The sequence below is a fragment of the Streptomyces sp. NPDC107498 genome, from assembly GCF_055582805.1.
Window position 1 is genome coordinate 418,831 of record NZ_JBVJPE010000003.1, and the last position, 20,809, is coordinate 439,639.

At 71.5% G+C, this 20,809-nt stretch carries 24 protein-coding genes and 1 pseudogene; 5 read left to right on the plus strand and 20 right to left on the minus strand.

What is annotated here, in order from left to right; genetic code table 11:
- Nucleotides 1–96: 96 nt before the first annotated feature.
- Complete coding sequence (locus ACZ66Z_RS07575) at nt 97–651, plus strand: peroxiredoxin (RefSeq protein ID WP_449469655.1); 555 nt, start codon at nt 97–99, stop codon at nt 649–651.
- A 13-nt stretch (nt 652–664) separates the two neighbouring features.
- Entirely contained in the window at nt 665–1,198 is a 534-nt protein-coding gene (locus ACZ66Z_RS07580; protein ID WP_469933056.1) for an alkyl hydroperoxide reductase, read from the plus strand.
- Between the two features lie 52 nt (nt 1,199–1,250).
- Here ACZ66Z_RS07580 and ACZ66Z_RS07585 read toward each other — a convergent pair whose 3' ends face one another.
- The 5 genes from ACZ66Z_RS07585 to ACZ66Z_RS07605 form a co-directional block, all read right to left on the minus strand.
- Nucleotides 1,251–1,928 carry a hypothetical protein gene (locus ACZ66Z_RS07585; RefSeq protein WP_469933057.1) on the minus strand — a complete coding sequence of 226 codons (678 nt, stop codon included), beginning with the start codon at nt 1,926–1,928 and terminating at the stop codon, nt 1,251–1,253.
- Nucleotides 1,925–3,352, minus strand: coding sequence for an AI-2E family transporter (locus ACZ66Z_RS07590; protein ID WP_469933058.1), 1,428 nt, complete (start codon nt 3,350–3,352; stop codon nt 1,925–1,927). The genes ACZ66Z_RS07585 and ACZ66Z_RS07590 overlap by 4 nt, the downstream gene beginning before the upstream one ends.
- A 175-nt stretch (nt 3,353–3,527) precedes the next feature.
- Complete coding sequence (locus ACZ66Z_RS07595; protein ID WP_469933059.1) at nt 3,528–4,241, minus strand: aggregation-promoting factor C-terminal-like domain-containing protein; 714 nt, start codon at nt 4,239–4,241, stop codon at nt 3,528–3,530.
- A gap of 377 nt (nt 4,242–4,618) precedes the next feature.
- Nucleotides 4,619–5,944, minus strand: coding sequence for a PhoH family protein (locus ACZ66Z_RS07600; RefSeq protein WP_469933060.1), 1,326 nt, complete (start codon nt 5,942–5,944; stop codon nt 4,619–4,621).
- Between the two features lie 307 nt (nt 5,945–6,251).
- Nucleotides 6,252–7,013, minus strand: coding sequence for an isoprenyl transferase (locus tag ACZ66Z_RS07605; RefSeq protein WP_389308242.1), 762 nt, complete (start codon nt 7,011–7,013; stop codon nt 6,252–6,254).
- Between the two features lie 110 nt (nt 7,014–7,123).
- On the opposite strand from ACZ66Z_RS07605, the gene mgrA reads away from it, so the two are divergent.
- On the plus strand, nt 7,124–8,161 hold the full coding sequence (gene mgrA / locus ACZ66Z_RS07610) for an L-glyceraldehyde 3-phosphate reductase (protein WP_469933061.1): 1,038 nt from the start codon (nt 7,124–7,126) through the stop codon (nt 8,159–8,161).
- A 342-nt stretch (nt 8,162–8,503) separates the two neighbouring features.
- On the opposite strand, the gene ACZ66Z_RS07615 is transcribed toward mgrA, so the two are convergent.
- On the minus strand, nt 8,504–9,241 hold the full coding sequence (locus ACZ66Z_RS07615) for a prepilin peptidase (RefSeq protein ID WP_469933062.1): 738 nt from the start codon (nt 9,239–9,241) through the stop codon (nt 8,504–8,506).
- A gap of 40 nt (nt 9,242–9,281) precedes the next feature.
- On the opposite strand from ACZ66Z_RS07615, the gene ACZ66Z_RS07620 reads away from it, so the two are divergent.
- Entirely contained in the window at nt 9,282–9,653 is a 372-nt protein-coding gene (locus ACZ66Z_RS07620; RefSeq protein WP_469933063.1) for a DUF192 domain-containing protein, read from the plus strand.
- Here the strand turns inward: ACZ66Z_RS07620 and ACZ66Z_RS07625 are convergent.
- The gene (locus ACZ66Z_RS07625; RefSeq protein WP_469933064.1) at nt 9,625–10,728 is read right to left on the minus strand and encodes a hypothetical protein; all 1,104 of its coding nucleotides are present in this window, start codon (nt 10,726–10,728) and stop codon (nt 9,625–9,627) included. The two genes, ACZ66Z_RS07620 and ACZ66Z_RS07625, sit on opposite strands and share 29 nt — an antisense overlap.
- Nucleotides 10,729–10,759: 31 nt before the next feature.
- On the minus strand, nt 10,760–11,206 hold the full coding sequence (locus tag ACZ66Z_RS07630; protein ID WP_469933065.1) for a hypothetical protein: 447 nt from the start codon (nt 11,204–11,206) through the stop codon (nt 10,760–10,762).
- A 122-nt stretch (nt 11,207–11,328) separates the two neighbouring features.
- Here ACZ66Z_RS07630 and ACZ66Z_RS07635 point away from each other — a divergent pair, with 122 nt between their 5' ends.
- Nucleotides 11,329–12,249: a hypothetical protein gene (locus ACZ66Z_RS07635; protein WP_469933066.1), complete on the plus strand. Its 921-nt coding sequence runs from the start codon at nt 11,329–11,331 to the stop codon at nt 12,247–12,249.
- Here ACZ66Z_RS07635 and ACZ66Z_RS07640 read toward each other — a convergent pair.
- From ACZ66Z_RS07640 to cpaB, 12 genes and pseudogenes are all read right to left on the minus strand, one after another.
- The gene (locus ACZ66Z_RS07640) at nt 12,246–12,860 is read right to left on the minus strand and encodes an OmpA family protein (RefSeq protein ID WP_469933067.1); all 615 of its coding nucleotides are present in this window, start codon (nt 12,858–12,860) and stop codon (nt 12,246–12,248) included. The genes ACZ66Z_RS07635 and ACZ66Z_RS07640 overlap by 4 nt on opposite strands.
- A 9-nt stretch (nt 12,861–12,869) precedes the next feature.
- Nucleotides 12,870–13,442, minus strand: a complete 573-nt coding sequence (locus tag ACZ66Z_RS07645) for a hypothetical protein (protein WP_469933068.1) — start codon at nt 13,440–13,442, stop codon at nt 12,870–12,872.
- 14 nt (nt 13,443–13,456) lie between these two features.
- Nucleotides 13,457–13,681, minus strand: a complete 225-nt coding sequence (locus tag ACZ66Z_RS07650) for a hypothetical protein (RefSeq protein WP_469933206.1) — start codon at nt 13,679–13,681, stop codon at nt 13,457–13,459.
- Between the two features lie 288 nt (nt 13,682–13,969).
- Nucleotides 13,970–14,179 (minus strand): annotated as a pseudogene (locus ACZ66Z_RS07655) (pilus assembly protein TadG-related protein); the annotation flags it as partial.
- Nucleotides 14,128–14,337, minus strand: a complete 210-nt coding sequence (locus tag ACZ66Z_RS07660; RefSeq protein WP_469933069.1) for a Flp family type IVb pilin — start codon at nt 14,335–14,337, stop codon at nt 14,128–14,130. The gene ACZ66Z_RS07660 and the pseudogene ACZ66Z_RS07655, both read right to left, overlap by 52 nt.
- 191 nt (nt 14,338–14,528) lie before the next feature.
- Nucleotides 14,529–15,416: a DUF5936 domain-containing protein gene (locus ACZ66Z_RS07665; protein ID WP_469933070.1), complete on the minus strand. Its 888-nt coding sequence runs from the start codon at nt 15,414–15,416 to the stop codon at nt 14,529–14,531.
- A gap of 11 nt (nt 15,417–15,427) precedes the next feature.
- Nucleotides 15,428–16,375, minus strand: coding sequence for a type II secretion system F family protein (locus ACZ66Z_RS07670; protein ID WP_469933071.1), 948 nt, complete (start codon nt 16,373–16,375; stop codon nt 15,428–15,430).
- 278 nt (nt 16,376–16,653) lie between these two features.
- Nucleotides 16,654–17,997 carry a CpaF family protein gene (locus ACZ66Z_RS07675; RefSeq protein WP_123455185.1) on the minus strand — a complete coding sequence of 448 codons (1,344 nt, stop codon included), beginning with the start codon at nt 17,995–17,997 and terminating at the stop codon, nt 16,654–16,656.
- On the minus strand, nt 17,994–18,392 hold the full coding sequence (locus ACZ66Z_RS07680) for a TadE/TadG family type IV pilus assembly protein (RefSeq protein ID WP_469933072.1): 399 nt from the start codon (nt 18,390–18,392) through the stop codon (nt 17,994–17,996). Before ACZ66Z_RS07680 ends, ACZ66Z_RS07675 begins: the two co-directional genes overlap by 4 nt.
- Nucleotides 18,389–18,757, minus strand: coding sequence for a TadE/TadG family type IV pilus assembly protein (locus tag ACZ66Z_RS07685; RefSeq protein ID WP_469933073.1), 369 nt, complete (start codon nt 18,755–18,757; stop codon nt 18,389–18,391). The genes ACZ66Z_RS07680 and ACZ66Z_RS07685 overlap by 4 nt, the downstream gene beginning before the upstream one ends.
- A gap of 3 nt (nt 18,758–18,760) precedes the next feature.
- Nucleotides 18,761–20,017: an AAA family ATPase gene (locus tag ACZ66Z_RS07690; RefSeq protein ID WP_469933074.1), complete on the minus strand. Its 1,257-nt coding sequence runs from the start codon at nt 20,015–20,017 to the stop codon at nt 18,761–18,763.
- A 6-nt stretch (nt 20,018–20,023) separates the two neighbouring features.
- Nucleotides 20,024–20,731 carry a Flp pilus assembly protein CpaB gene (gene cpaB, locus ACZ66Z_RS07695; RefSeq protein ID WP_469933199.1) on the minus strand — a complete coding sequence of 236 codons (708 nt, stop codon included), beginning with the start codon at nt 20,729–20,731 and terminating at the stop codon, nt 20,024–20,026.
- Nucleotides 20,732–20,809: the final 78 nt, after the last annotated feature.

Consider the following 20,809-nt stretch of genomic DNA (forward strand, 5'->3'; position numbering starts at 1 on the left):
TATTTCACTGATCAATGCACTCCGTGCCATGCTGTGAGCCGTCCAACCCCCATGGAAGGCCTCAAAAGGGACCCTTCCTGTTTGCAAGGAGTGCGCGTGCTCACTGTCGGTGACAAGTTCCCCGCCTACGACCTGACCGCCTGCGTGTCGCTGGAGAGCGGCAAGGAGTTCGAGCAGATCGACCACAAGGCCTACGAGGGCAAGTGGCGCGTGGTGTTCTTCTGGCCGAAGGACTTCACCTTCGTCTGCCCGACGGAGATCGCCGCGTTCGGCAAGCTGAACGACGAGTTCGCCGACCGCGACGCCCAGATCCTCGGCGTCTCCGGCGACTCCGAGTTCGTGCACCACGCCTGGCGCAAGGACCACGCCGACCTGCGTGACCTGCCCTTCCCGATGCTGGCCGACTCGAAGCACGAGCTCATGAGCGACTGCGGCGTCCGCGGCGAGGACGGCTTCGCCCAGCGCGCCGTCTTCATCGTGGACCCGAACAACGAGATCCAGTTCGTCATGGTGACCGCCGGCTCCGTCGGCCGTAACCCCAAGGAGGTCCTGCGGGTCCTCGACGCCCTGCAGACCGACGAGCTGTGCCCGTGCAACTGGAACAAGGGCGAGAACACCCTCGACGCCGCCGCTCTCCTCGCGGGCGAGTAAGGACGGATCCGACATGGCTCTCGACGAACTGAAGTCCGCCGTACCGGACTTCGCCAAGGACCTGAAGCTGAACCTCGGTTCGGTCATCGGCAACAGCGACCTCCCGCAGCAGCAGCTGTGGGGCACCGTCCTCGCCTGCGCGATCGCCTCGCGCTCGCCGAAGGTGCTCAAGGAGCTGGAGCCCGAGGCCCAGGCGAACCTGAAGCCCGAGGCGTACCAGGCCGCCAAGTCCGCCGCCGCGATCATGGCGATGAACAACGTCTTCTACCGGACCCGGCACCTGCTGTCGGACCCCGAGTACGGGACGATGCGCGCCGGCCTGCGGATGAACGTCATCGGCAACCCGGGCGTCGAGAAGGTCGACTTCGAGCTGTGGTCGCTGGCCGTCTCCGCGATCAACGGCTGCGGCCAGTGCCTGGACTCGCACGAGCAGGTCCTGCGCCAGGCCGGTGTCGACCGCGCCACGATCCAGGAGGCCGTCAAGATCGCCGCGGTGATCCAGGCGGTCGGCGTCACGCTGGACGCGGAGGCCGTGCTCGCCGAGTAGGTCCGAGCCGTACGAGAAGGGCCCCGGGGCTGTCCGCCCCGGGGCCCTTCCGTCACTTCCCGAGCGCCGTCATGAGGGTCAGCAGGTCCTGGGTCATGGGGACGTCGATGCCCGAGAGGTCGATCTCCTCGGTGTTCACCGTCGCCTCTCCCGTGGTGGAGTCGTAGTCGTACTGCGACCAGAGGCTGATCTCGAACTCCGCCTGCCCGTCGAGGACGACCAGCCGTGCCCCCTCGTTCCCCGACTGGTCGAAGTAAGCCTGCTCGCCCAGGCCTTCGACGGGCTGGGTGGATCCGGCGTTCTTGGCCTTCGCCGCGAACTCGGGGCCGGGATCCGTCTCCTTGTGCAGGGTGTACGTGACCGAGGCGCTGTACCCCTTGCCCGGGGGGCCGAGGGTGAGCGAGCACCCGGTCTGGAACAGGGCCGGGTCCTCGAGCGCCGGGCCGCCGCCGTCCTGTCCGGCCTTCCCCAGGACGCCTTCGAGCGCCTTCAGCCGCACCGTGCGGCAGAGGTCCGCGGCGTCCCGGTACCCGCCGAGGTCCGGCCGCGGGTCCTGCCGCTGCTGGTACGCGTAGAGCCCGCCGCCCCACGCCGCCGAGGCGAGCACCGCGCCGCCGAGCGCCCACAGCCAGGGGCGGCGGGCCCGGGGCGGGCGCGGCGGCGGGGTCTCGGTGAGCAGCTCCGGGGCGTCGAACTCCACGCCGCCCACGAGTTCGGGCTCCGATATCACGCGCCCTCCCCCGCGCCGGCGCCCGGCGCCGGGACCGGCGCGACCGCGAAGGCCGTCGCGCCGCGCGGCTCCGGGGTGCTGCGCAGGGCCTGTTCGGTGCTGTACGCGCGCAGGTAGCCGACCACCGTGTTGAGGACGGCGACCAGCGGCACGGCGACGACGGCGCCGCCGATCCCGGCGGTGAGGCCGCCGGCGGCGACGGCGAGGACGACGGCGAGCGGGTGGACGCGGACGGCCCGGCCGAGGATGAACGGCTGGAGGACGTGGCCCTCGATCTGCTGCACGGCGAGCACGACGACGAGCACCATGAGGGCGGTGAACACGCCGTTGGTGACGAGGGCGACGACGCAGGCGAGGGCTCCGGAGATGACCGCGCCGACCAGCGGGATGAAGGCGAAGAGGAAGATGAAGACGGCGAGCGGGACGGCCATCGGGACGTCCAGGAACCAGAGTCCGAGGCCGATGAAGACGGCGTCGATGAGGGCGACGAGGACGGTGCCGCGGACGTAGGCGGTGAGGGTGCGCCAGGCGCGCGGACCGGCGCCGGCGACGCCGGGCCTGGCCTGGGCGGGCACCAGCTTGAGCGTCCACTCCCAGACCTTCTTCCCGTCGTAGAGCAGGAAGAGGGTGCAGAACATGGCCAGCAGGATGCCGGTCATGCCCTCCACGATGACGGTGACGCCCTGGAGTCCGGCGGAGGTGATCTGCTCGGCGTTGGCGCCGATGGCCTCGCTGAGGTTCTTGGCGATGTCGTTGATCTGCTGCTCGGTGACGTGGAACGGGCTGTCGAGCAGCCAGTGCTTGAGCTCCTCGATGCCGTCCTTGACGCGGTCGGACAGGTTGTCGACGTTGTCCATGACCTGCCAGACCACGAACCAGCCGACCAGCCCCATGACGACGAAGCCGGAGACGGCGGTGACGGCGGTGGCGAGGCCCCGGGGCAGGCCCTTGCGACGCAGTATGGCGACGGTGGGCTGGAGCAGGGCGGTGACGAGGAGCGCGGCGACGAAGGCGAGGACGACCAGCTGTACGGAGCTGATCACCTTCATCAGCACCCAGACGGTGCCGGCGAGGACGAGCAGCCGCCAGCCCGCCTCGGCGGCCACGCGCATGCCCCAGGGGATGGCGGCGACGGGGTCGGGGCGGGCGGCGACGGCCGGTGCGTACGAGGGGGGCGCGGGGACGGAGCGGCCCGGCTCGGTGGGGTCCTCGGGGTCCGTGGGGGACGCGTCGCCGTCCGCGTCGCCGTCGGGGCGTCCGGGGGCGACGGGGCCCGGGGCCTCACGGGGGGCGTCGTGCGGGGTCCCGTACGGCGGTCCGATCGGATCGTCCCGTTCCGCCTCGGCCCGGCGCTCGTCGAGGCGTTCACCCATGCGGCTCAGGCTCTCACCCAGCCGGCTCAGCCATCTTGGCACTCTGGACATCTTTTCCCTCTTCCCCCACCGGCTCTTCCCACTCGCTCCCCCGGGAGCCCGTGGGGCCCGTGGGGTCTTCGAACCTACACGCAGGGAGCCCCTCACCTGAGGACGGTGAGGGGCTCCCGGAGGTTGAGCGGCCCGCGTCAGGGGTTCGGGGGGCGTCCCCCGGAACCGACGCGGCCTAGTACCAGCGGTTGGCCTGCCAGAACGACCAGGCGCCACAGGGGCTGCCGTAGCGGCTGTCCATGTAGTTGAGGCCCCACTTGATCTGGGTGGCGGGGTTGGTCTGCCAGTCGGCGCCGGCCGAGGCCATCTTGTGGCCCGGGAGGGCCTGCACGAGGCCGTAGGCGCCCGAAGAGGCGTTGGTCGCGCGGTAGTTCCAGCCGGACTCGTGGTCCACGATGTTGCTGAAGCACGAGAACTGGTCGGCCGACATCATCTGCCGGGCCATCGACTGGACCTCGGCGATGCTGTAGGAGCCCTGCGCGGCGAAGGACGTGGCGTCACGGACGGCGGAGCGGCTGGCGCGCTCCTCGGCCTCCTTGCGCTCCTTCTCGGCCTTCTCCTCGGCGGCGGCCTTGTCGGCCGCCTCCTTCTTCGCCTCGGCGTCCTTGGCGGCGCGGATGCGGGCCGCCTCCTCCGCGGACTTCTTCAGGGAGGCGTCGGCGGCGGCGGCCTGGACGTCGGCCTGCTCCGAGAGGGACGAGACCTGTACCTGGGCCTGCTCCCCCGCGGGGATGTCCGCGAGCAGCGTGGTGTCGGCCGCGGTGGCCTCGAAGTTGTCGTCGGGGACTGCCTGGGCGGCGTTGCCCGAGGCGACGCCGACAACGGCGCCGACGGTGGTGACCGCAGTGGCCGAAGCCACCGCGAATCCCCGGACCGAGATCCGGCTCACACGGTTTCCTTCCAGCACGCCCGCACAGGTGACCACGCGGGCGAAATCTTGCCCCTGGCACTGGTCTCCGACGTACGGGGTCACAGAAGACACGGGCCCGTGGTGCTGTGGGCGGCATACGGCGACGGCTGTGGAGTTGTGTGGTGCGGTGCGCACCCCTGAGGGTGCACGTGTGCCGTATGCGGGGCCTGACGGAAGCAAGACTTTGCCGGACGGCGACACCGCAAGGCAATTCCGTGTTGCGTGTGAAAGCTCACACCTGGGTGGACGCACGGGATTTGACGGATGAGGGCGACAGCACGGCGCCGCCCGGCTAAGCTCCTGCGCTTCGCCGGACGGCGCCAACTGCCTTACCCGTACGGACGGGTACGAATCGGTCAGATCTGAACGTCCTCCAGCATCTCGGTCACGAGCGCGGCGATCGGGGAGCGCTCGGAGCGGGTGAGGGTGACGTGGGCGAAGAGCGGATGCCCCTTCAGTTTCTCGATCACGGCGACGACTCCGTCGTACCGGCCGACCCGGAGGTTGTCGCGCTGGGCGACGTCATGGGTCAGCACGACCCGCGAATTCGTCCCGATCCGGGACAGAACGGTCAACAGGACGTTCCGCTCCAGGGACTGGGCCTCGTCCACGATGACGAAGGCGTCGTGGAGGGAGCGGCCCCGGATGTGGGTGAGCGGCAGGACCTCCAGCATCCCCCGGCCGAGCACCTCCTCGATGACCTCCCGGCCCGCGACCGAGGACAGCGTGTCGAAGACGGCCTGGGCCCACGGGCTCATCTTCTCGGCCTCGCTGCCCGGCAGGTACCCCAGCTCCTGGCCGCCGACCGCGTACAGCGGACGGAAGACCATCACCTTCTGGTGCTGACGGCGCTCCAGGACCGCCTCCAGGCCCGCGCAGAGCGCGAGCGCGGACTTGCCGGTGCCGGCCCGGCCGCCCATGGAGATGATGCCGACGTCCGGGTCGAGCAGCAGGTCGAGCGCGATCCGCTGCTCGGCGCTGCGGCCGCGGAGCCCGAAGGCCTCCCGGTCGCCGCGGACGAGCCGCACGTTCCCCTCGGAGGTCACCCGGCCGAGCGCCTTGCCGCGCTCGGACTGGAGCACCAGGCCCGTGTGGACCGGAAGCTCGGCGGCCTCCGGCACGTACAGCGAGTCCTGGTCGTAGAGCAGGTCCACCTGCTCCCCGGACAGGGCCAGCTCGGACATCCCGGTCCAGCCGTTGGCGTCCGTGATGGCGAGTTCGGCGCGGTACTCCTCGGCGAGGAGCCCGACCGAGGAGGCCTTGATGCGCAGCGGCAGGTCCTTGGAGACGACCGTGACGTCGTACCCCTCCGCCTGGAGGTTGCGCGCGACCGCGAGGATCCGTGAGTCGTTGTCCCCCGACCTGTAGCCGGCGGGCAGGACGCCGGGGTCCGAGTGGTTGAGTTCGACACGCAGGCTGCCGCCCATCTCCCCGATGGGGAGCGGGGCGTCGAGGCGTCCGTACCGGACCCGGAAGTCGTCGAGCAGGCGCAGCGCCTGCCGGGCGAAGTAGCCGAGCTCGGGATGGTGCCGCTTGGCCTCCAGCTCCGTCACCACGACGATCGGGAGCACCACCTCGTGCTCCTCGAAGCGCGAGACGGCGTTGGGGTCGGCCAGCAGGACGCTGGTGTCGAGAACATAGGTGCGCCGGTCGGAAAGGCGGCGCTTCGTGCTGGTCACCACGGAAGGACAGACCCCCTCTGAAGACCCCTGTGAGGTCGGGGTGCGACGGAACCGGTGTCGCTGCGGAATGGGACCGGGCTCAGGCCGCCGTGCGCGGGCCGAACCACGGCCCTCCGCTTCTCCCGTGCTTGTCCCGCACGGTCGTCCTGGTGCAAGGGGCCTCCCGGGTGGCGGTCTCCGTGCCGCTCACTTCACCAGGGATATGCCCTCGAACGACCTCCGCCATGCCATGGCATATGACGACGTGTTCATGAACACCAGGTGATCGGTTCCGACCGGGATCGCCCGGAGGGGGTGCCGCGGGCTGTCAGGTCCCGTAACGACGGTGCCGGGCCGCGTAGTCCCGCAGCGCGCGCAGGAAGTCCACCTTCCGGAAGGCCGGCCAGTGGACCTCGCAGAAGTAGTACTCCGAGTGGGCGCTCTGCCACAGCATGAAACCGGACAGCCGCTGCTCGCCGCTGGTGCGGATCACCAGGTCCGGGTCGGGCTGGCCGCGCGTGTACAGGTGCTCCGAGATGTGCTCGACGTCGACGATCTCGGCGAGCTCCTCGAAGCTCGTCCCCCGCTCCGCGTGCTCCAGGAGCAGCGAGCGGACCGCGTCCGCGATCTCCTGGCGCCCGCCGTAGCCCACCGCGACGTTCACGAGTATCCCCGTGTTGCCGCGGGTGGCCTCCTCGGCCTCCTTCAGCACCGTCTGGGTACGGGAGGGCAGCAGGTCCATCGTGCCGACGTGGTGGACCCGCCAGCGGCCGTCGGCGGCCAGCGCGCGCACCGCGTTCTCGATGATGCCGAGCAGCGGGACGAGCTGCTCCTCGGGGCGGTTCAGGTTGTCCGTGGAGAGCATCCAGAGCGTGACGACCTCGACGTCCGTCTCGGCGCACCAGCCGAGCAGCTCCTGGATCTTGTCCGCGCCGGCCTTGTGTCCCTGCTCGGGGGTCCCGCCGGACGCCTTGGCCCAGCGACGGTTCCCGTCGAGGATGACCCCGATGTGCTTGGGCACCTGGGTGTGGTCGAGGCGGCCTTCCACCCGGCGTGCGTAGAGCCCGTACACCAGGTCGCGCAGGTTCACTGTTCTTTACCCCTCCATGCAGTGTCGGCCCCCGAAGCCGCCACACTACTGCGGGCGGGCGACGGGCTCCCAGCCCGGGACTGTCACAAGTCCGTGATAAGCAGAGATACGTGACTGATTCCCCCCTCTACCGCGCCGCCGCGGACCGATACGACGCCATGGAGTACCGCCGCACGGGCCGCAGCGGCCTCAAGCTGCCGGCGATCTCCCTCGGGCTCTGGCACAACTTCGGCGACGACCGCGCGCTCGACAACCAGCGCGCCATCCTGCGCCGCGCCTTCGACCTCGGCGTCACCCACTTCGACCTGGCGAACAACTACGGGCCGCCGCCCGGCTCCGCCGAGCTGAACTTCGGCAAGCTCCTCGCCCAGGACTTCGCGCCCTACCGGGACGAGCTGATCGTCTCCACCAAGGCCGGGTACCTGATGCACCCCGGGCCGTACGGCGAGTGGGGCTCCCGCAAGTACCTGACGTCCTCGCTCGACGCCTCCCTGAAGCGGATGGGCCTCGACTACGTCGACATCTTCTACTCGCACCGCTTCGACCCGCACACCCCGCTGGAGGAGACGATGGGGGCCCTGGCCTCCGCCGTCCAGCAGGGCAAGGCGCTGTACGTCGGCGTCTCCTCGTACAACAGCGAGCAGACCGCCGAGGCCGCGGGGATCCTCAAGGAGATGGGCGTCCCGGCGCTCATCCACCAGCCCTCGTACTCCATGATCAACCGGTGGACCGAGGAGGACGGCCTCCTCGACACCCTGGAGGCGGCCGGCATGGGCTGCATCTCCTTCGTCCCCCTCGCGCAGGGACTGCTCACCAACAAGTACCTGAAGGGCATCCCGGAGGGCTCGCGGGCCACCCAGGGCAAGTCCCTCGACCCGGACCTGCTCTCCGACGAGGTGCTGCGGCGCCTGCGCGGCCTCGCCGGCATCGCCGAGCGGCGCGGACAGTCCCTCGCCCAGCTGGCGCTGTCGTGGGTGCTGCGGGACGAGCGGATGACCTCGGCGCTGATCGGCGCGTCCAGCGTCGCCCAGCTGGAGGAGAACGTGGCGGCGCTCGCGGGCCCGCCGCTGACGGACGAGGAGCTCGAGGAGATCGACTCGTTCGCGGTGGACACCGCCGGCACGAACATCTGGGCCGGCCGCGGCTGACGCCCCCGCCGCACCGCCCGCCCCGGTCCCGACGGGCCCCGGGCAAGAAAAACGGGCCGGTCCGTGGGGGGGATACGGACCGGCCCGAGGGGGGGTTTCCACCATAACCCTTCGATAGTCGTCCTGCGCGCCACGTACGCCGAACGAACCGCCTCGGATACGCCGGAGCCCAAGCGGCACAAGGGCTCCGAGGCCCTGTGGCGGGTTTGCGCCCCGGCGTGGCGGCGGGGTTCCGTCCCTCCGAAGAGGGACCGGTCGGCACGGGCACGGCGTTGACGCGGCAGCGCGTCTCCCTCACGGCGGACGACGGTCCCGTGGCCGTGCGTACGGATCGCGGCTTCCTCAGGGAAGGGCGGTGAACGCGCCGAGGAGGAGGCCGAGCAGCCCGCCGGCGAGCATGAAGGGTCCGAACGGGATCGCCGAGGATCGGTCGGCCCGCCGCAGCAGGACGGCGCCGAGGCCGTACACCGCGCCGAGGAGGAAGCCCGCGAAGGCCCCCGCGAAGAGCACGCCCCAGCCGTACCAGCCGAGGGCGGCGCCCAGCGGGACCGCCAGCTTCACGTCTCCGAAGCCGAGCCCGCTCGGGTTGACCAGGAACAGCACCAGATAGGCCCCGCCGAGGGCGAGCCCGCCGAGGAGGGCGTGGACCCAGGAGCCTGCGTCGTGCGGAAGGAGTTCCGCGCCGCCGAGGAGCAGCGGGACGGCGACCGCGAGCGGCAGGGTCAGACCGTCCGGAAGCCGGTGCACGCGCGCGTCCACGCAGGCGAGGAGGACGGCGAGGGGCGCGCCGAGCAGCCAGACCGCGAGCTCGGGCCGGGGCCCGCCGGTGGCGGCGGCGAGCGCGGCGCAGACCAGGGCGGTGAGCAGCGGGGCGACGTACGGGCTCGCGGTGGTCGCGCAGCCCTGCCGCCCGGGACCGCCGAGCCAGCCGCGCCCGGGGCCGACGAGCACGTGCCCGGCCGGGCAGCGGTCCCGCCACGGTTCCGCCGGCTCCACGGAGAGCCGGTACGCGGCCCGGGGCACGAGCAGCCCGACGGCGGCCCCCCACAGGGCGGCGACGGCGATCAGCGTGACGTACACGGACGAGACCCTAGGGGGCCGTGCCGCTACGGTCTGCCGCATGGGGAAATGGGTGGACGGGACGGGGACGTTGACGGTGGCCGCTCTGGACGTCCCGCTGGAGGTGGCGGCCTCCTACCGGGCGCGGCGGCGGGGCCTCCTGGGCCGGGACGGGATCAGGGGGGCGCTGCTCATCGTCCGGACGAACAGCGTGCACACCTTCGGCATGCGGTTCCCGATCGACGTGGCCCACCTGGACGGCTCCTTCACCGTCCGGTCGGTGGTGACGATGCGGCCGGGACGGCTCGGCATGATCCGGCCGCGCGGCCGGCACGTCCTGGAGGCGGAGGCGGGCGCGATGGCCGGGTGGGGTCTGGAACCGGGGGTACGCGTGCGCGTGGACCTCACGGAGGCCCCGAACCGAGCAGGGTGAACGCCCCGTACGCGCCGGAGGCCAGCGCGAGGCCGGCGAGGACGGGCACGGCGGTACGGGTCCGCACGCGCGCGAGGGCCACGGCGGGCGGGAGCAGCAGCCCGAAGGCGGGCATCATCAGGCGCGGCCGGGATCCGAAGTAGGCCGCGCCGACGAGGGAGACGAACACGACGCCGATCGTGTACACCAGCAGCGGCAAGGGCTGCCGCTGCCGCACGCACAGCGCGACCAGCCAGCCGAGCAGCGCGAGCGCCGCGCACAGGCCGAGGGCGGCGGGCCACGGCAGGCCCGCGACGAACAGGGCGAGGGCGACGCCGCCGTCGATGGAGTTGCCCCAGGCGGCCTGCACGTCGAAGTAGGCGGTGGGGCCGCCCTCCCGGACCCCGACGTAGGCGACGTACGCGAGCCAGCCCAGCGAGGCGACCAGCACCCCGGCCACGGTCCGCGCGGGCAGTCGCCGTTCCCGTACGAGGGCGACGAGGGCGGTGACGCCGAGGGCCGCGATCAGCGCGGCGGCCGTCGGCCGGGTGAGCCCCGCCGCCGCGCACAGGACGCCGGCGAGGATCCAGCGCCCGCGCAGCACGGCGTACAGCGACCAGGCGGCGAGGGCGGTGAACAGGGTCTCCGTGTACGCCATGGACTGGACGAACGCGGTCGGGTACACGCCCCAGAGGACGGCGAGGAGGACGCCGGCCCGCGGCCCGGAGGCGTGCTCGCCGCACAGGGCGATCCCCCAGGCGGCGGCGAGCCCCGCGGTCCAGGAGACGAGGAGCCCCGCGGTGGCCGCGTCGACGGGGAGGACGGCGGACAGGCCGCGCTCCAGGGCCGGAAGCAGCGGGAAGAAGGCGAGGTCGGAGTGGACGTCGCCGTTCGGCAGGGTGGCCCGGTACCCGTACCCGTGCTCGGCGATGCGGACGTACCAGACGGAGTCCCAGCGGCCCTTGAGCCGGTGCAGCCCGTCCTCACCGGTCGCGGCGGCGGCGACGGCGAGGACGACGAGGCCGACGAGGCGGGTGGCGGCGTAACCCCCGAGGGCGAGGAGGGCGGTGTTGCTGGGCCTGGGGGTCCGGGACATGTGCCCGATTATGCGGGGGCGCCCGCGGGGCTCATCCGAGAGGCCTTATGCGGACGAACCTCGCGGCCATGACGGGACCGAGCTGCTCCACGATGGCGTGCCCGGGCTCCTGCGGCGAGGGCAGGTCGCCGAGGAAGGAGGTGACGATGACCTCGTCGATGCCGAGGACGCCGCGCGCGCTCTGCTCCTCCAGGAAGTCGAGCGTCCGACGCCAGTCGGCGGCGTCGGGGGCCTCGCCGAGGAAGGACCGGACGGTGTCCTGGACGACGTCCCAGAAGAACACGTGCGGCAGGACGCCGCCCTGATGGAAGACATGGGTCTCGTACGCGCCCCGGAACTCGGGGATCCGGGCGACGAGATCACTGACCAACTGCACGCTCGGGGCCACGTGCGGGTCCGCGCTCGGGGGCACGTGCCGGTTCAGGCTCGGGTTCGCGCTCGGAGGCACGTGCCGGTTCGCGCTCGGGGTCGCCGTCATCCGTCCAGAATGCTCCCGCCGAAGAGGGGTGTCCCGCCGGATTTACGCTTTCCTGGCGACGTCTTTCGCCGGGTTTTCCACAGGGGGTGCGAAGTGTCCCCCTTCCGTGGATCGTTGGGCGTATGTACGAGTTGGCGATCCTCGCCAGGGGCGGGATCCTCCTGACGGTCTGGGCGGTCGCGGCGGGCTGGCCGCCGGGCCGGCTGGCCGGACGGCTGCGCCGGGACGGCTGGCAGCGGATCTGCCGGGGCGCCTGGGCGGCCCCGGGGAGGGAGGTGGACTGGCGGCTGAGGGCGACGGCCCTCCAGTTCCTGCGCCCGGAACTGGTGTGCAGCCACGGGACGGCGGCGCGGCTGCACCGCATCGAGGTCCTGGGCGGGGAGGGTCCGGAGGAGCGCCTCGACTTCACGGCGCCCCCGCCCGCCAGGTCGTCCCGCGGTGACCGGATACGGCTGCACACCACGGCCTTCCTGACGGACGGGGACCGGTCCGTCCGGCGCGGTCTGCGGACGACGACCCCGGCACGGACGGTCGGCGACCTGATACGGGCCTCGGCGACCCGGGAGGAGGCGGTGGTCGTCGCGGACTCGGCGCTCGCCCGACGGACGGTCGGGGGAGTACGGCGCGAGGCGCTCGTCCGCCCCGGGGACCTGGCCGCCGAACTCGCGGCGCCCCGGCGGGGAGCGGCCCGCGCCCGGACCTGGCTCCGGTTGGCCGAACCGGCGTCGGGCTCCCCGGCGGAGACGGTCGCCCGGCTCCGGATGCGGGACGCGGCCCTGACCCCCGAATCCCAGCCGACCCTGCTCACGGCGGCCGGGAAGCCGCTGCGCCCGGACTTCCTCTTCCGGGCACAGGGCCTGGCGGTGGAGATCGAGGGCCACGCCTTCCACGGCACCCGACGGGCCCACGAACGGGACGTCGCCCGCTTCAACGCGCTCCAGTCCTGCCCGGAGATCCGCCGCGTGCTGCGCTTCACCGCCGGGGAGGCCTTCCACCACCCGGACCGCATGACGGCGACGATCCGGGCGGCGCTGGCGCTCTAGGGGGCCGCCGTCCGGGGGAAGGAGATCTCGACGCGCCGGTTCTTCTTCCGGCCCTCCTCGGTGCGGTTGTCGGCGATCGGGTAGTCCTCGCTGTACCCGCGGATGTCGAAGGTCGTGCCGGGGTCGAGGACCCGCGCGAGCACCTGCTGCACGGCGACGGCCCGCTCCTTCGACAGCTTGAGCCCGTGCTCGTACGTCCCCAGGTTGTCGGTGAACCCGAAGACCCGGACCCGCCCGGACCCCATCTTCTCGACCTCCGCGGCGACGGCGGCGATGCGGGCGGTGGCGTCGGGCGAGAGCTTGGCGCTGTTCTTCGGGAACAGCACCTCGGCCTGCAGCGCGAACGTCACGTCCACGTTGGTGTCCTGCCGGCGCTCCTGCCCGCCCTCGTCCTCGACGATCTGCTTGATGTCGAGGACCTTGGCGGGGGCGAGGGTGGCGCCGTCGGGAAGCATCAGCCCGGGCGACTCCGGATCGATGACGGGCGGGGGCGAGGAGGTACCGGCGGGCCCGGGCCCGTCGTCGGCGTACGCGGGGGGCCCGGCGAACGGCCCCAGGGCCACGCACACGAGGAGGAGGGAGGCGAGGCGGCGGTTTCTCGTCGTCGTCATGGGGTCGCCTCAGGAGAGCTTGAGGGTGGCGGGTTCGAAGGTGGGAAGCTGGAAGGAGACTTGGGTGGTGGAGGCGGGGGGTGCGGGGAATTGGAGGAAGACCGGGATTGCTTGACCAGCACCCAGGTTGGAAAGACCTGCAGTGGTCAGTGGCCGGCCATCCGTATCTCTTAGTACGTAGTACCGTTTCTTACCAACCGAGTCGACGAGAGTGGCCCCACCTAGCGAGTTGCCGTGCTTCACCACTTCGGTCTCATCGCCACTCAAGCGCGAGGGGATGATGGTTGCGGAGTCGGCCGTATTCTTCAACTGACCCTTGACGGTCAGAAAGCCACCCGCATCACGTTCAGTAGATGAGATAGCCAGCTCCAAGCCTTTCTGCCCCTTGGTGACAGCCAGCGTCTCCGTCGGCTCCGCAACAGGTTGCGAACCCTGGGTGGCATTACCCTTCCGTGGCGCTGATGCTGTGGCGGATGGCTTGTCTTCCTTCTGCTTCTCCTCGGCCCCGCAGCCGGCCACAAAGAGAGCCACCGATGCAACCGCGAGGGAGGACAACCCCCTTCGTACGTAGCGAACGTTCATGAAGCGCGCTTCCTTTACTCGTCGTCGCCGATCAACCGAACCGAGAAGAGCTCGGTGACACTGGGCAGAGTCGGTTCCTCAGGATCGATCGTCCAAGCGTCGCCATCGCAAGCCAGTCCCAGAATCGGCTCTTCATTCGAGTCCGACTCCTCGTCCGATTCCGTGGGGTCGGGAGCCGGTGACGACTCCTCCGAAGTCGGCACGTCTGGAGCCACATAGGTGCACTTCGGCTCGATCACCGCTTTAGCAGACGCTGTGGCATGTCGGGACTCAGTTTCTGGGACAAGCGAACGGCCAACAGCTTCCGTCGTACGTACCGTGACACTGAACCCCTCACGCCCAACAGGAAGACGTCTACAACCGCCATCCTTGACATCCGCACCATTCCTGGCGGCAAAGGTATTCGCCTGCTCGCACGCAGGGGAGGCGAAGTACTCTCTCCCCTCCAGGAATCCGGACCACTGCGTAGGATCTCGAATCACGTCGAGCCACCCCTTGCGCAGCTGCTCCCGAGCATCCTGTGCGGCTGCCAGCGCTGCTGCATCCGCAGCGGTTTGAGCGCTGTTGCGCGTGGCAGCAGCTTGCCCCACCACGAAGTAGACGAAGCCCAGGAATAAAAGACCTGCGATGGCAGCGATGTAGACGGGGAACGCCTGCCCGGATTCTCGCCTCCGAACCGACTCTATTAGCCGCCGGTCAGCTCGGTGATCTTCTCGGCAATCGCATCCTTGATGGATTGCCCGATGTCCGTACCAGTGATGGCGATGACGATCGCCACCACCACCACGATGATCCCCAGGTACTCCACCGCCGTCTGCCCGCGGTCCCCCCGCAGCAGCCGGCCGGTCGCTGCCACCCTGGCCCTCGTCAGGGCCTTCAGCATCGCGTCGTTCATCGTGGTCCCCTCCGCGTTCGGACGCCTGCGTATGGGCACGGTATGCCGACGGGCGGGTCGGCGGACAGGCCCCGGTCATCGGGTGGGATCGATGAAGCGGGTTCATCGGCTCCACCCCCTCACACTCAGTCCGCACTCTGGCACATCGGGTTGCGCGCCTGAAGGCGTTTCCCCCGAATATGTCATCGCGCTCATTCGCCGGTCACCGACCCGAAGTCCGTCCCCGTGCCCAGGAACAGGCCCGCGCCGAGCAGGATCATGGTCGCCGGGACCATCAGCGTCGTGATCACCATCGTCGCCTTCGGGACCGCCTTCGCCGCCTTGCGGCGGGCGTTCTGCGCGTCCGTGCGCCGCATGTCGTTGGCGATCTGGATCAGCGTGTCGACGATCGGCGCCCCCAGCTCCTCGCCCTGCTGCAGCGCCGTGACGAACTGCGCCACCTGCTCCGAGTCGTTGCGGCGCCGCAGTTCGTCGAAGGCCTGGCGCCGGCTGACGCCCATGTCCATCTGGCGCAGCGTGATGCGGAGTTCGTCGGACCACGGCCCCTCGTACTTCTCCGCGACCCGTTCCAGCGCCTGCCGGAAGCCCAGGCCCGCGCTGACCACCACGGCCAGGACGTCCAGGAAGTCCGGCAGCGTGCGTTCGATCTGGTCCTTGCGGATCCGGACCGCCGACCAGATCCCGACCTCCGTCCAGAACGCCCCGAACGCGAGCAGCAGCAGGGCCGTCACGTACGAGCCCTTGCTCAGCATCACCAGGCCGCCGAGGCCGCCCAGGAAGCCGTAGACCGCCCGCCTCGCCCCGTACCGGTCGATCGTCAGGCCGCCGGGATTGCCCGCCAGGTCGATCCGGCGGCGGACGGCGTTCACCCGCTTCGGGCCCATCAGCCGGAGCACCGTCGGCGACCAGCGCATGCCCAGGCGGTCGACGGCCGAGTCGACGGCCCCCGTACGGGTGGCGCCGACCTCCAGGGCGAGCCTGAGGTCGTCGGGGAGCTTCGCGTCGGCCCGGTAGAGACGCAGGCCGTACGCGAAGCCGACGACGGCCAGGCCCGCGAGGAGGGCGAGGAGGAGGTCCATCACGCGGCCCCTTACACGTCGATCTTCGAGAAGCGGCGGATGACGGCGAAGCCGACCACGTACAGCGCGAACGCCGCCACGACGGCGAACTGTCCGATGCCCGAGGCCGTCATGCGGTCGAGCGCCCCCGGCTGCATGTTGTCGATCAGCAGGAGCGATCCGATCCCGATGACCGGGACGGAGTACGCGGTCATGCTCACCTGGGAGAGCTGGGTGCGGACCTCGCGCCGGGTCTCCTTGCGCTCCTCCAGCGTCTCGGTGAGGTTCCGCAGGGAGGAGACGACGGTGCCGCCGGCCCGGTTGGCGAGCACGAGGGTGGTGACGAGGACGACCAGCTCGCGGGAGGGGAGACGCTCCGCCAGCTCCCCCAGGGCGTCGTCGAGGGAGGTTCCGACGGCCAACTGCTGCGCCACCTTCTCCAGTTCGTCCCCCGCCGGCGCCTCCAGCTCGTCGGCGGCCAGGCTCAGCGCCATCCGGAGGGCGAGTCCGGCCTGCGTGGCGTTGGCCAGGATCCGGGAGAGTTCGGGGAGCTGGTTGATGAACTTCTCGATGCGCTTCTGGCGCTGCCAGTTGAGGTACCCCACGGCGACCCAGATGCCGAGGAGTCCGCAGATCGGGCCGAAGAACGGGGACAGCACCGCCTGCCCCACGACCCAGAGGACCGCCACGGTCGCCGCGAGGGCCACCGTGAACTCGCCGGGCGTGACGTCGAGGCCGGTCGCCGCGATCCGCAGCTCCAGTTTCCGGCCGAGGGCGGTCTTCCGCACGCGCCGGTCGACTCCCCGGAAGCGGCGCCTGCGGCGGCCGGACACGGCCTCCGGTTCGCCGCTCTCGTCGAGCCGGGCGACGAGGGCGGCGTGGCGGCGGGCCCCGCTCGCGTACAGCTGGACGCCGACGACGCCCAGCACGCAGGCGAGCAGCGCCACGCCCGCCGTCAGCCAGAAGGGGTCCGTCGTCATCGCCGGGCCCCTGATCGCCGTGCCCCGGATCGCCGGGCCGGGTCCGTAACCGTCCACCGCTCTCCCGGCGGCCGGGTCGGGTCCGTGGTCATCGCCGCTCCCCCGGTCGCCAGGTCGGATCGGTCCTCATCGTCGCTCCCCCGGTCGCCACGTCGGGTCCGTCGTCCACCGCTCCCCCGGTCGCCAGGTGGGGTCCGTCGCCGTCCACCGCTCCCCCGGGAGCCAGGTCGGGTCCGTCATCGTCACTGCGCCTCCGGTGGGCACGTGGGCTTCGGTCATCACTCCGCCTCTCGGGTGGCCAGATGGGCATCCGTCGCCGCCACGCCGAACGCCTGCGGGATCGGCTGGCCCGCCAGGTAGAGCCGTTCGGCGACACGGCGGGGCAGCGGGTGGTACGTGAACCTCCCGTACACCCGTCCGTCGGCCGCGACCGGCTGCGCCTCGAACCGGCAGACCGTGGCCAGCAGGAAGCGTTCCCTGCCGTGCGAGGCGAGGACGGAGATCTCGGTGATGCGGCGCGTGCCGTCCGGATGCCGGGTGAGCTGGACGAGCACGTCGACCGCGCTGTTGATCTGGTCGCGGAGCGCCTCGAACGGCACCTTCACCTCGGACATCGAGGCCAGGGTCTGGAGCCGCATCAGGGCGTCCTCGGCCGAGTTGGCGTGGACGGTGGCGAGCGAGCCGTCGTGGCCGGTGGACATCGCCTGGAGCATGTCGAGGGTCTCGCCGCCGCGGACCTCGCCGACGATGATGCGGTCGGGGCGCATGCGCAGGGAGTTGCGGACGAGGTCCCGGATGGAGATGGCCCCCCGGCCCTCGATGTTCGGCGGCCGGGCCTCCAGACGGATGACGTGGGACTGCTGGAGCTGGAGTTCGGCCGAGTCCTCGATGGTGATGATCCGCTCGCCGTCCGGGACGAGGCCGGAGAGCGCGTTGAGGAGGGTCGTCTTCCCGGTGCCGGTGGCGCCGGAGACGATCAGGTTGAACTTGGCCTGCACGAGCCCCGAGAGCAGGAGCAGCATCTGCTCGTCGAGGGAGCCGAGGCCGATCATCTCGTGGAGCGTGTACGCCCGGGGGAAGCGGCGGATGGTGAGCGTGGCCCCGGTGAGGGAGAGCGGCGGGATGATCACGTTGACGCGCTCGCCGGAGGGGAGCCGGGCGTCGACCATCGGATTCGACTCGTCGACGCGCCGGTTGACGGTGGAGACGATCCGCTCGATGGTCTGCATCAGCTGCTCGTGGGAGGCGAAGCGGAGCGGGAGGAGTTCGACGCGGCCGCCGCGCTCGATGAAGATCTGGTCGGGGCCGTTGACCATGATCTCCGTGATGGAGGCGTCTTCGAGGAGCGGTTCGAGCACGCCGAGGCCGAGGGCCTCGTCGACGACCCGGCGGATCAGCTGCGCCCGCTCGGCGGTGGAGAGGACGGGACCCTCGCGGCTGATGATGTGGCCGAGGACGCGCTCCAGGCGGGCCCGCCGCTCGGCCGCCGCGAGCGCGGACATCTCGGTGAGGTCGATCTCCTCCAGGAGTTTGGCCCGGAAGGCGGCGACGAGGTGGCCGTCCTCCCGGCCCCCGCCCGTGGCCTTCTCCTCGGGGGTGCTGATCCGGGCGCGCAGGCTCACGGCAGGCCCTCCTCGTCGGGTGTCTCGGGCAGCGGCATGGTGGCGGTCTTCTCGACGGGGTCGAAGCTCCAGAAGGGCACGACCCGGGGGACGGGTACGGAGACGGTGACGGTGGCCTCTCCGCCTCCCTCGTACTGGTCGGTGACCCGGGGTTCGCTCCAGCCGCTCACCGCCGCGTCGGCGGCCGCCTGGGGGTCGAGCGCCCCGCCGTCGTCGTCGACGGTCATGGCCCTCGCGGCGGCCCGGGCCGCCGTGCCCGCCTGCTGGGCGGCGTACGCGGCCATGCCGAGCTGGAGGCCTGCCAGCCCGACGATGAGCAGGATGGGCAGGAACCCGAGGTACTCGATGGCGGCCTGGCCCCGGTCGCGGAGCCTGCCCCGCAGGTCGTTCGTCATGGGTTCGACACCTCCTCGTACACCGCGCCCGCTTCGGCCGTGACCGGGAACAGGCCTCCGAAGCCCGGGACGAGGGCCGGCACCTCGACGTCGACCCGGACGTGGACCATGCCGCCGCTCGTCCGGCAGTCCCCGCCGGAGACGCTCCAGGCGCCGTCGATGTGGCGGCCGGCGGCCGAGGGGCCGTCGTCCCCCACCGCACACGCCCGCGCCGCCTCGTCCGCCGCGTTCCCCGCCAGCGTGTACGTGTAGCCGACCAGGACGACCTGCCACAGCAGGGCGAGGGTGAGCAGGATCAGCGGCACCATTCCGAGGAACTCCACCGCCACCTGCCCCCTGTCGTCGTCCCGGTACGTCCTCCGCATCGTTCAGCGTCCTCCGGCGCGGCGGCGCAGGCCCAGTGAGCCGCGGTCGCCCGTGCGGGCGAGCTGCTTGCCGGGGGTGCCGGTCGCCGGCGCGCCGACCAGGCCCAGCTCTCCCGCGAGGGTCCACAGCGCCTGCTTGACGGTCGACCTGGCGTCGAGTTCGTGGAGGCGGCCGGCGTCGACGACGGCGGCGAGCTCCTTGAAGTTGGCCGGGACGGCGACGCCCGCGATCCGGGTGCCGGTGATCTTCTGGATCAGGGGCGGCTGGATCTCGGTGGTGCGGTGGTGGCGGTTGACCACCGTCGTGGTCTCCTCCGCCTTGCGGACCTGGAGCCGTTCCCACATCCGTACGGTCCGCTTGGCGGCCCGGACCGCGACCACGTCCGGGGTGGTGACGAGCAGCGCGGTGTCGGCCATCTCGATCGCGGCGGCGTTGGCGCTGTCGAGCCGGGAGCCGCAGTCGAGGACGACGACGTCGTGCCGACCGCGCAGGGCGCTGACGACCTGGCGGGCGGCGCGGTCGGTGACCTCCTCGCCGCGCTCGCCCTCCGCCGGGGCGAGGAGCAGGGAGAGGCCGGTCTCGTGGACGTAGACGGCGTCCTGGAGGACGCGGGGCGAGATGTCGGCGATGGTCGCGAGGTCGGCGACGGAGCGGCGGAACTGGACGTCGAGGTAGGAGGCGACGTCTCCGCTCTGGAGGTCCATGTCGACGAGGGCGACGGAGCGCCCGGAGGCGCGGGCGGCCAGGGCGAGGTGGACGGCGGTGACGGTGGCGCCGACGCCGCCCTTGGCGCCGCTGACGGTGACGACGGTGCCGCCGGGGCCGGTGATCGGTTCGGCGCCGGCGCCGAGGTGGCGGCGGACGCCGAGGGACCACTGGGCGGCGGCCTGGACGCGGCTGGCGAGTTCCTCGTAGCCGAGGGGGAGGGTGACGAGCCCTCGGGCGCCGGAGTCCATGGCGGCGGAGAAGAGGACGGGGCTGGCGTCGGCGGTGATGAGGACGACGCCGACGGCGGGGAAGCGGAGGGCGACCTCGCGGACGAGTTCGAGCGCGGGGACGGGCCCGATCCGCTCGTGGACGAGGACGACCTCGGGGAGTTCGTCGAGGGAGGCGGCGGCGAGGCGGGCGAGGGTGTCGACGAGCTGGGTGGAGTCGGTGACCGGTTGGGCGGGTTCGGCGTCGGGGAGCTGGCTGAGCAGCGTGCTGACGGACCGGGCCGCGTCGGGGTCGCCGACGGCCGGCAGGATCCTGGTGGTCATCCGGCCTCACTTGTCCTTGTCGAGCGTGTAGGTGCGGTCGCCCTTGTCGGCCGGGGAGCCGGCCGTGGACGGGGCGACGAGGGCGAGGCGTACGTGCTCGGCGAAGGACTCGGCGTACGCGACGCGCTGGGTGTCGAGGGTGGAGAGCGCGAAGGTGATGGGGACGGTGGAGGTGGCCCGGTCCGCGCGGTCGGAGCGGGCGGAGACCGGGGTGAGCTGGCCGACGTCGAGGACGCGGGCGCCGGTGACGATCATCCGGGACTGGTCGGGGTCGCCCTTCTTCTGGCCGGCGAAGGTCGCGTAGATGTTGACGGTGGCTCCGGCGTTGATCTTTCCGGCGACGCCGGTGGCGGCGTCGACCATGATCGCGATCTCCTGCTCTCCCGGCCGGAGCCGGGGGCGTTCGACGATCATGTCGGTCTGGAGGAGGGAGCCGGCCTTGAGCTCGGTGACGGCGATCCTGCCCTCGATCTGGCGGAGGTCGGTGACGGCGGTGGAGGAGAGCCAGCGCTTGGGCATGGAGATCTTCTCGAACTGGTCGGCGCTCAGGGGCTTGTAGGGGGCCACGTCGCCCTTCAGCCGGTATGCCGTCGTCTCCGGGCCGACCTTGGAGTTCACGTCGCTGATGACGGCGAGGACGCCGGCGAAGGCGCCGAGGGCGCACAGGACGGAGAGCAGCAGCAGGATCACGCCGCGGCGCTGGCGGGAGTTCATGGCCGTACTTCCTCGGTCGGAGCGGTCGGAGCGTTCGGAGCGGTCGGAGCGGTCGGAGCGGGCGGAGCGGGCGGAACG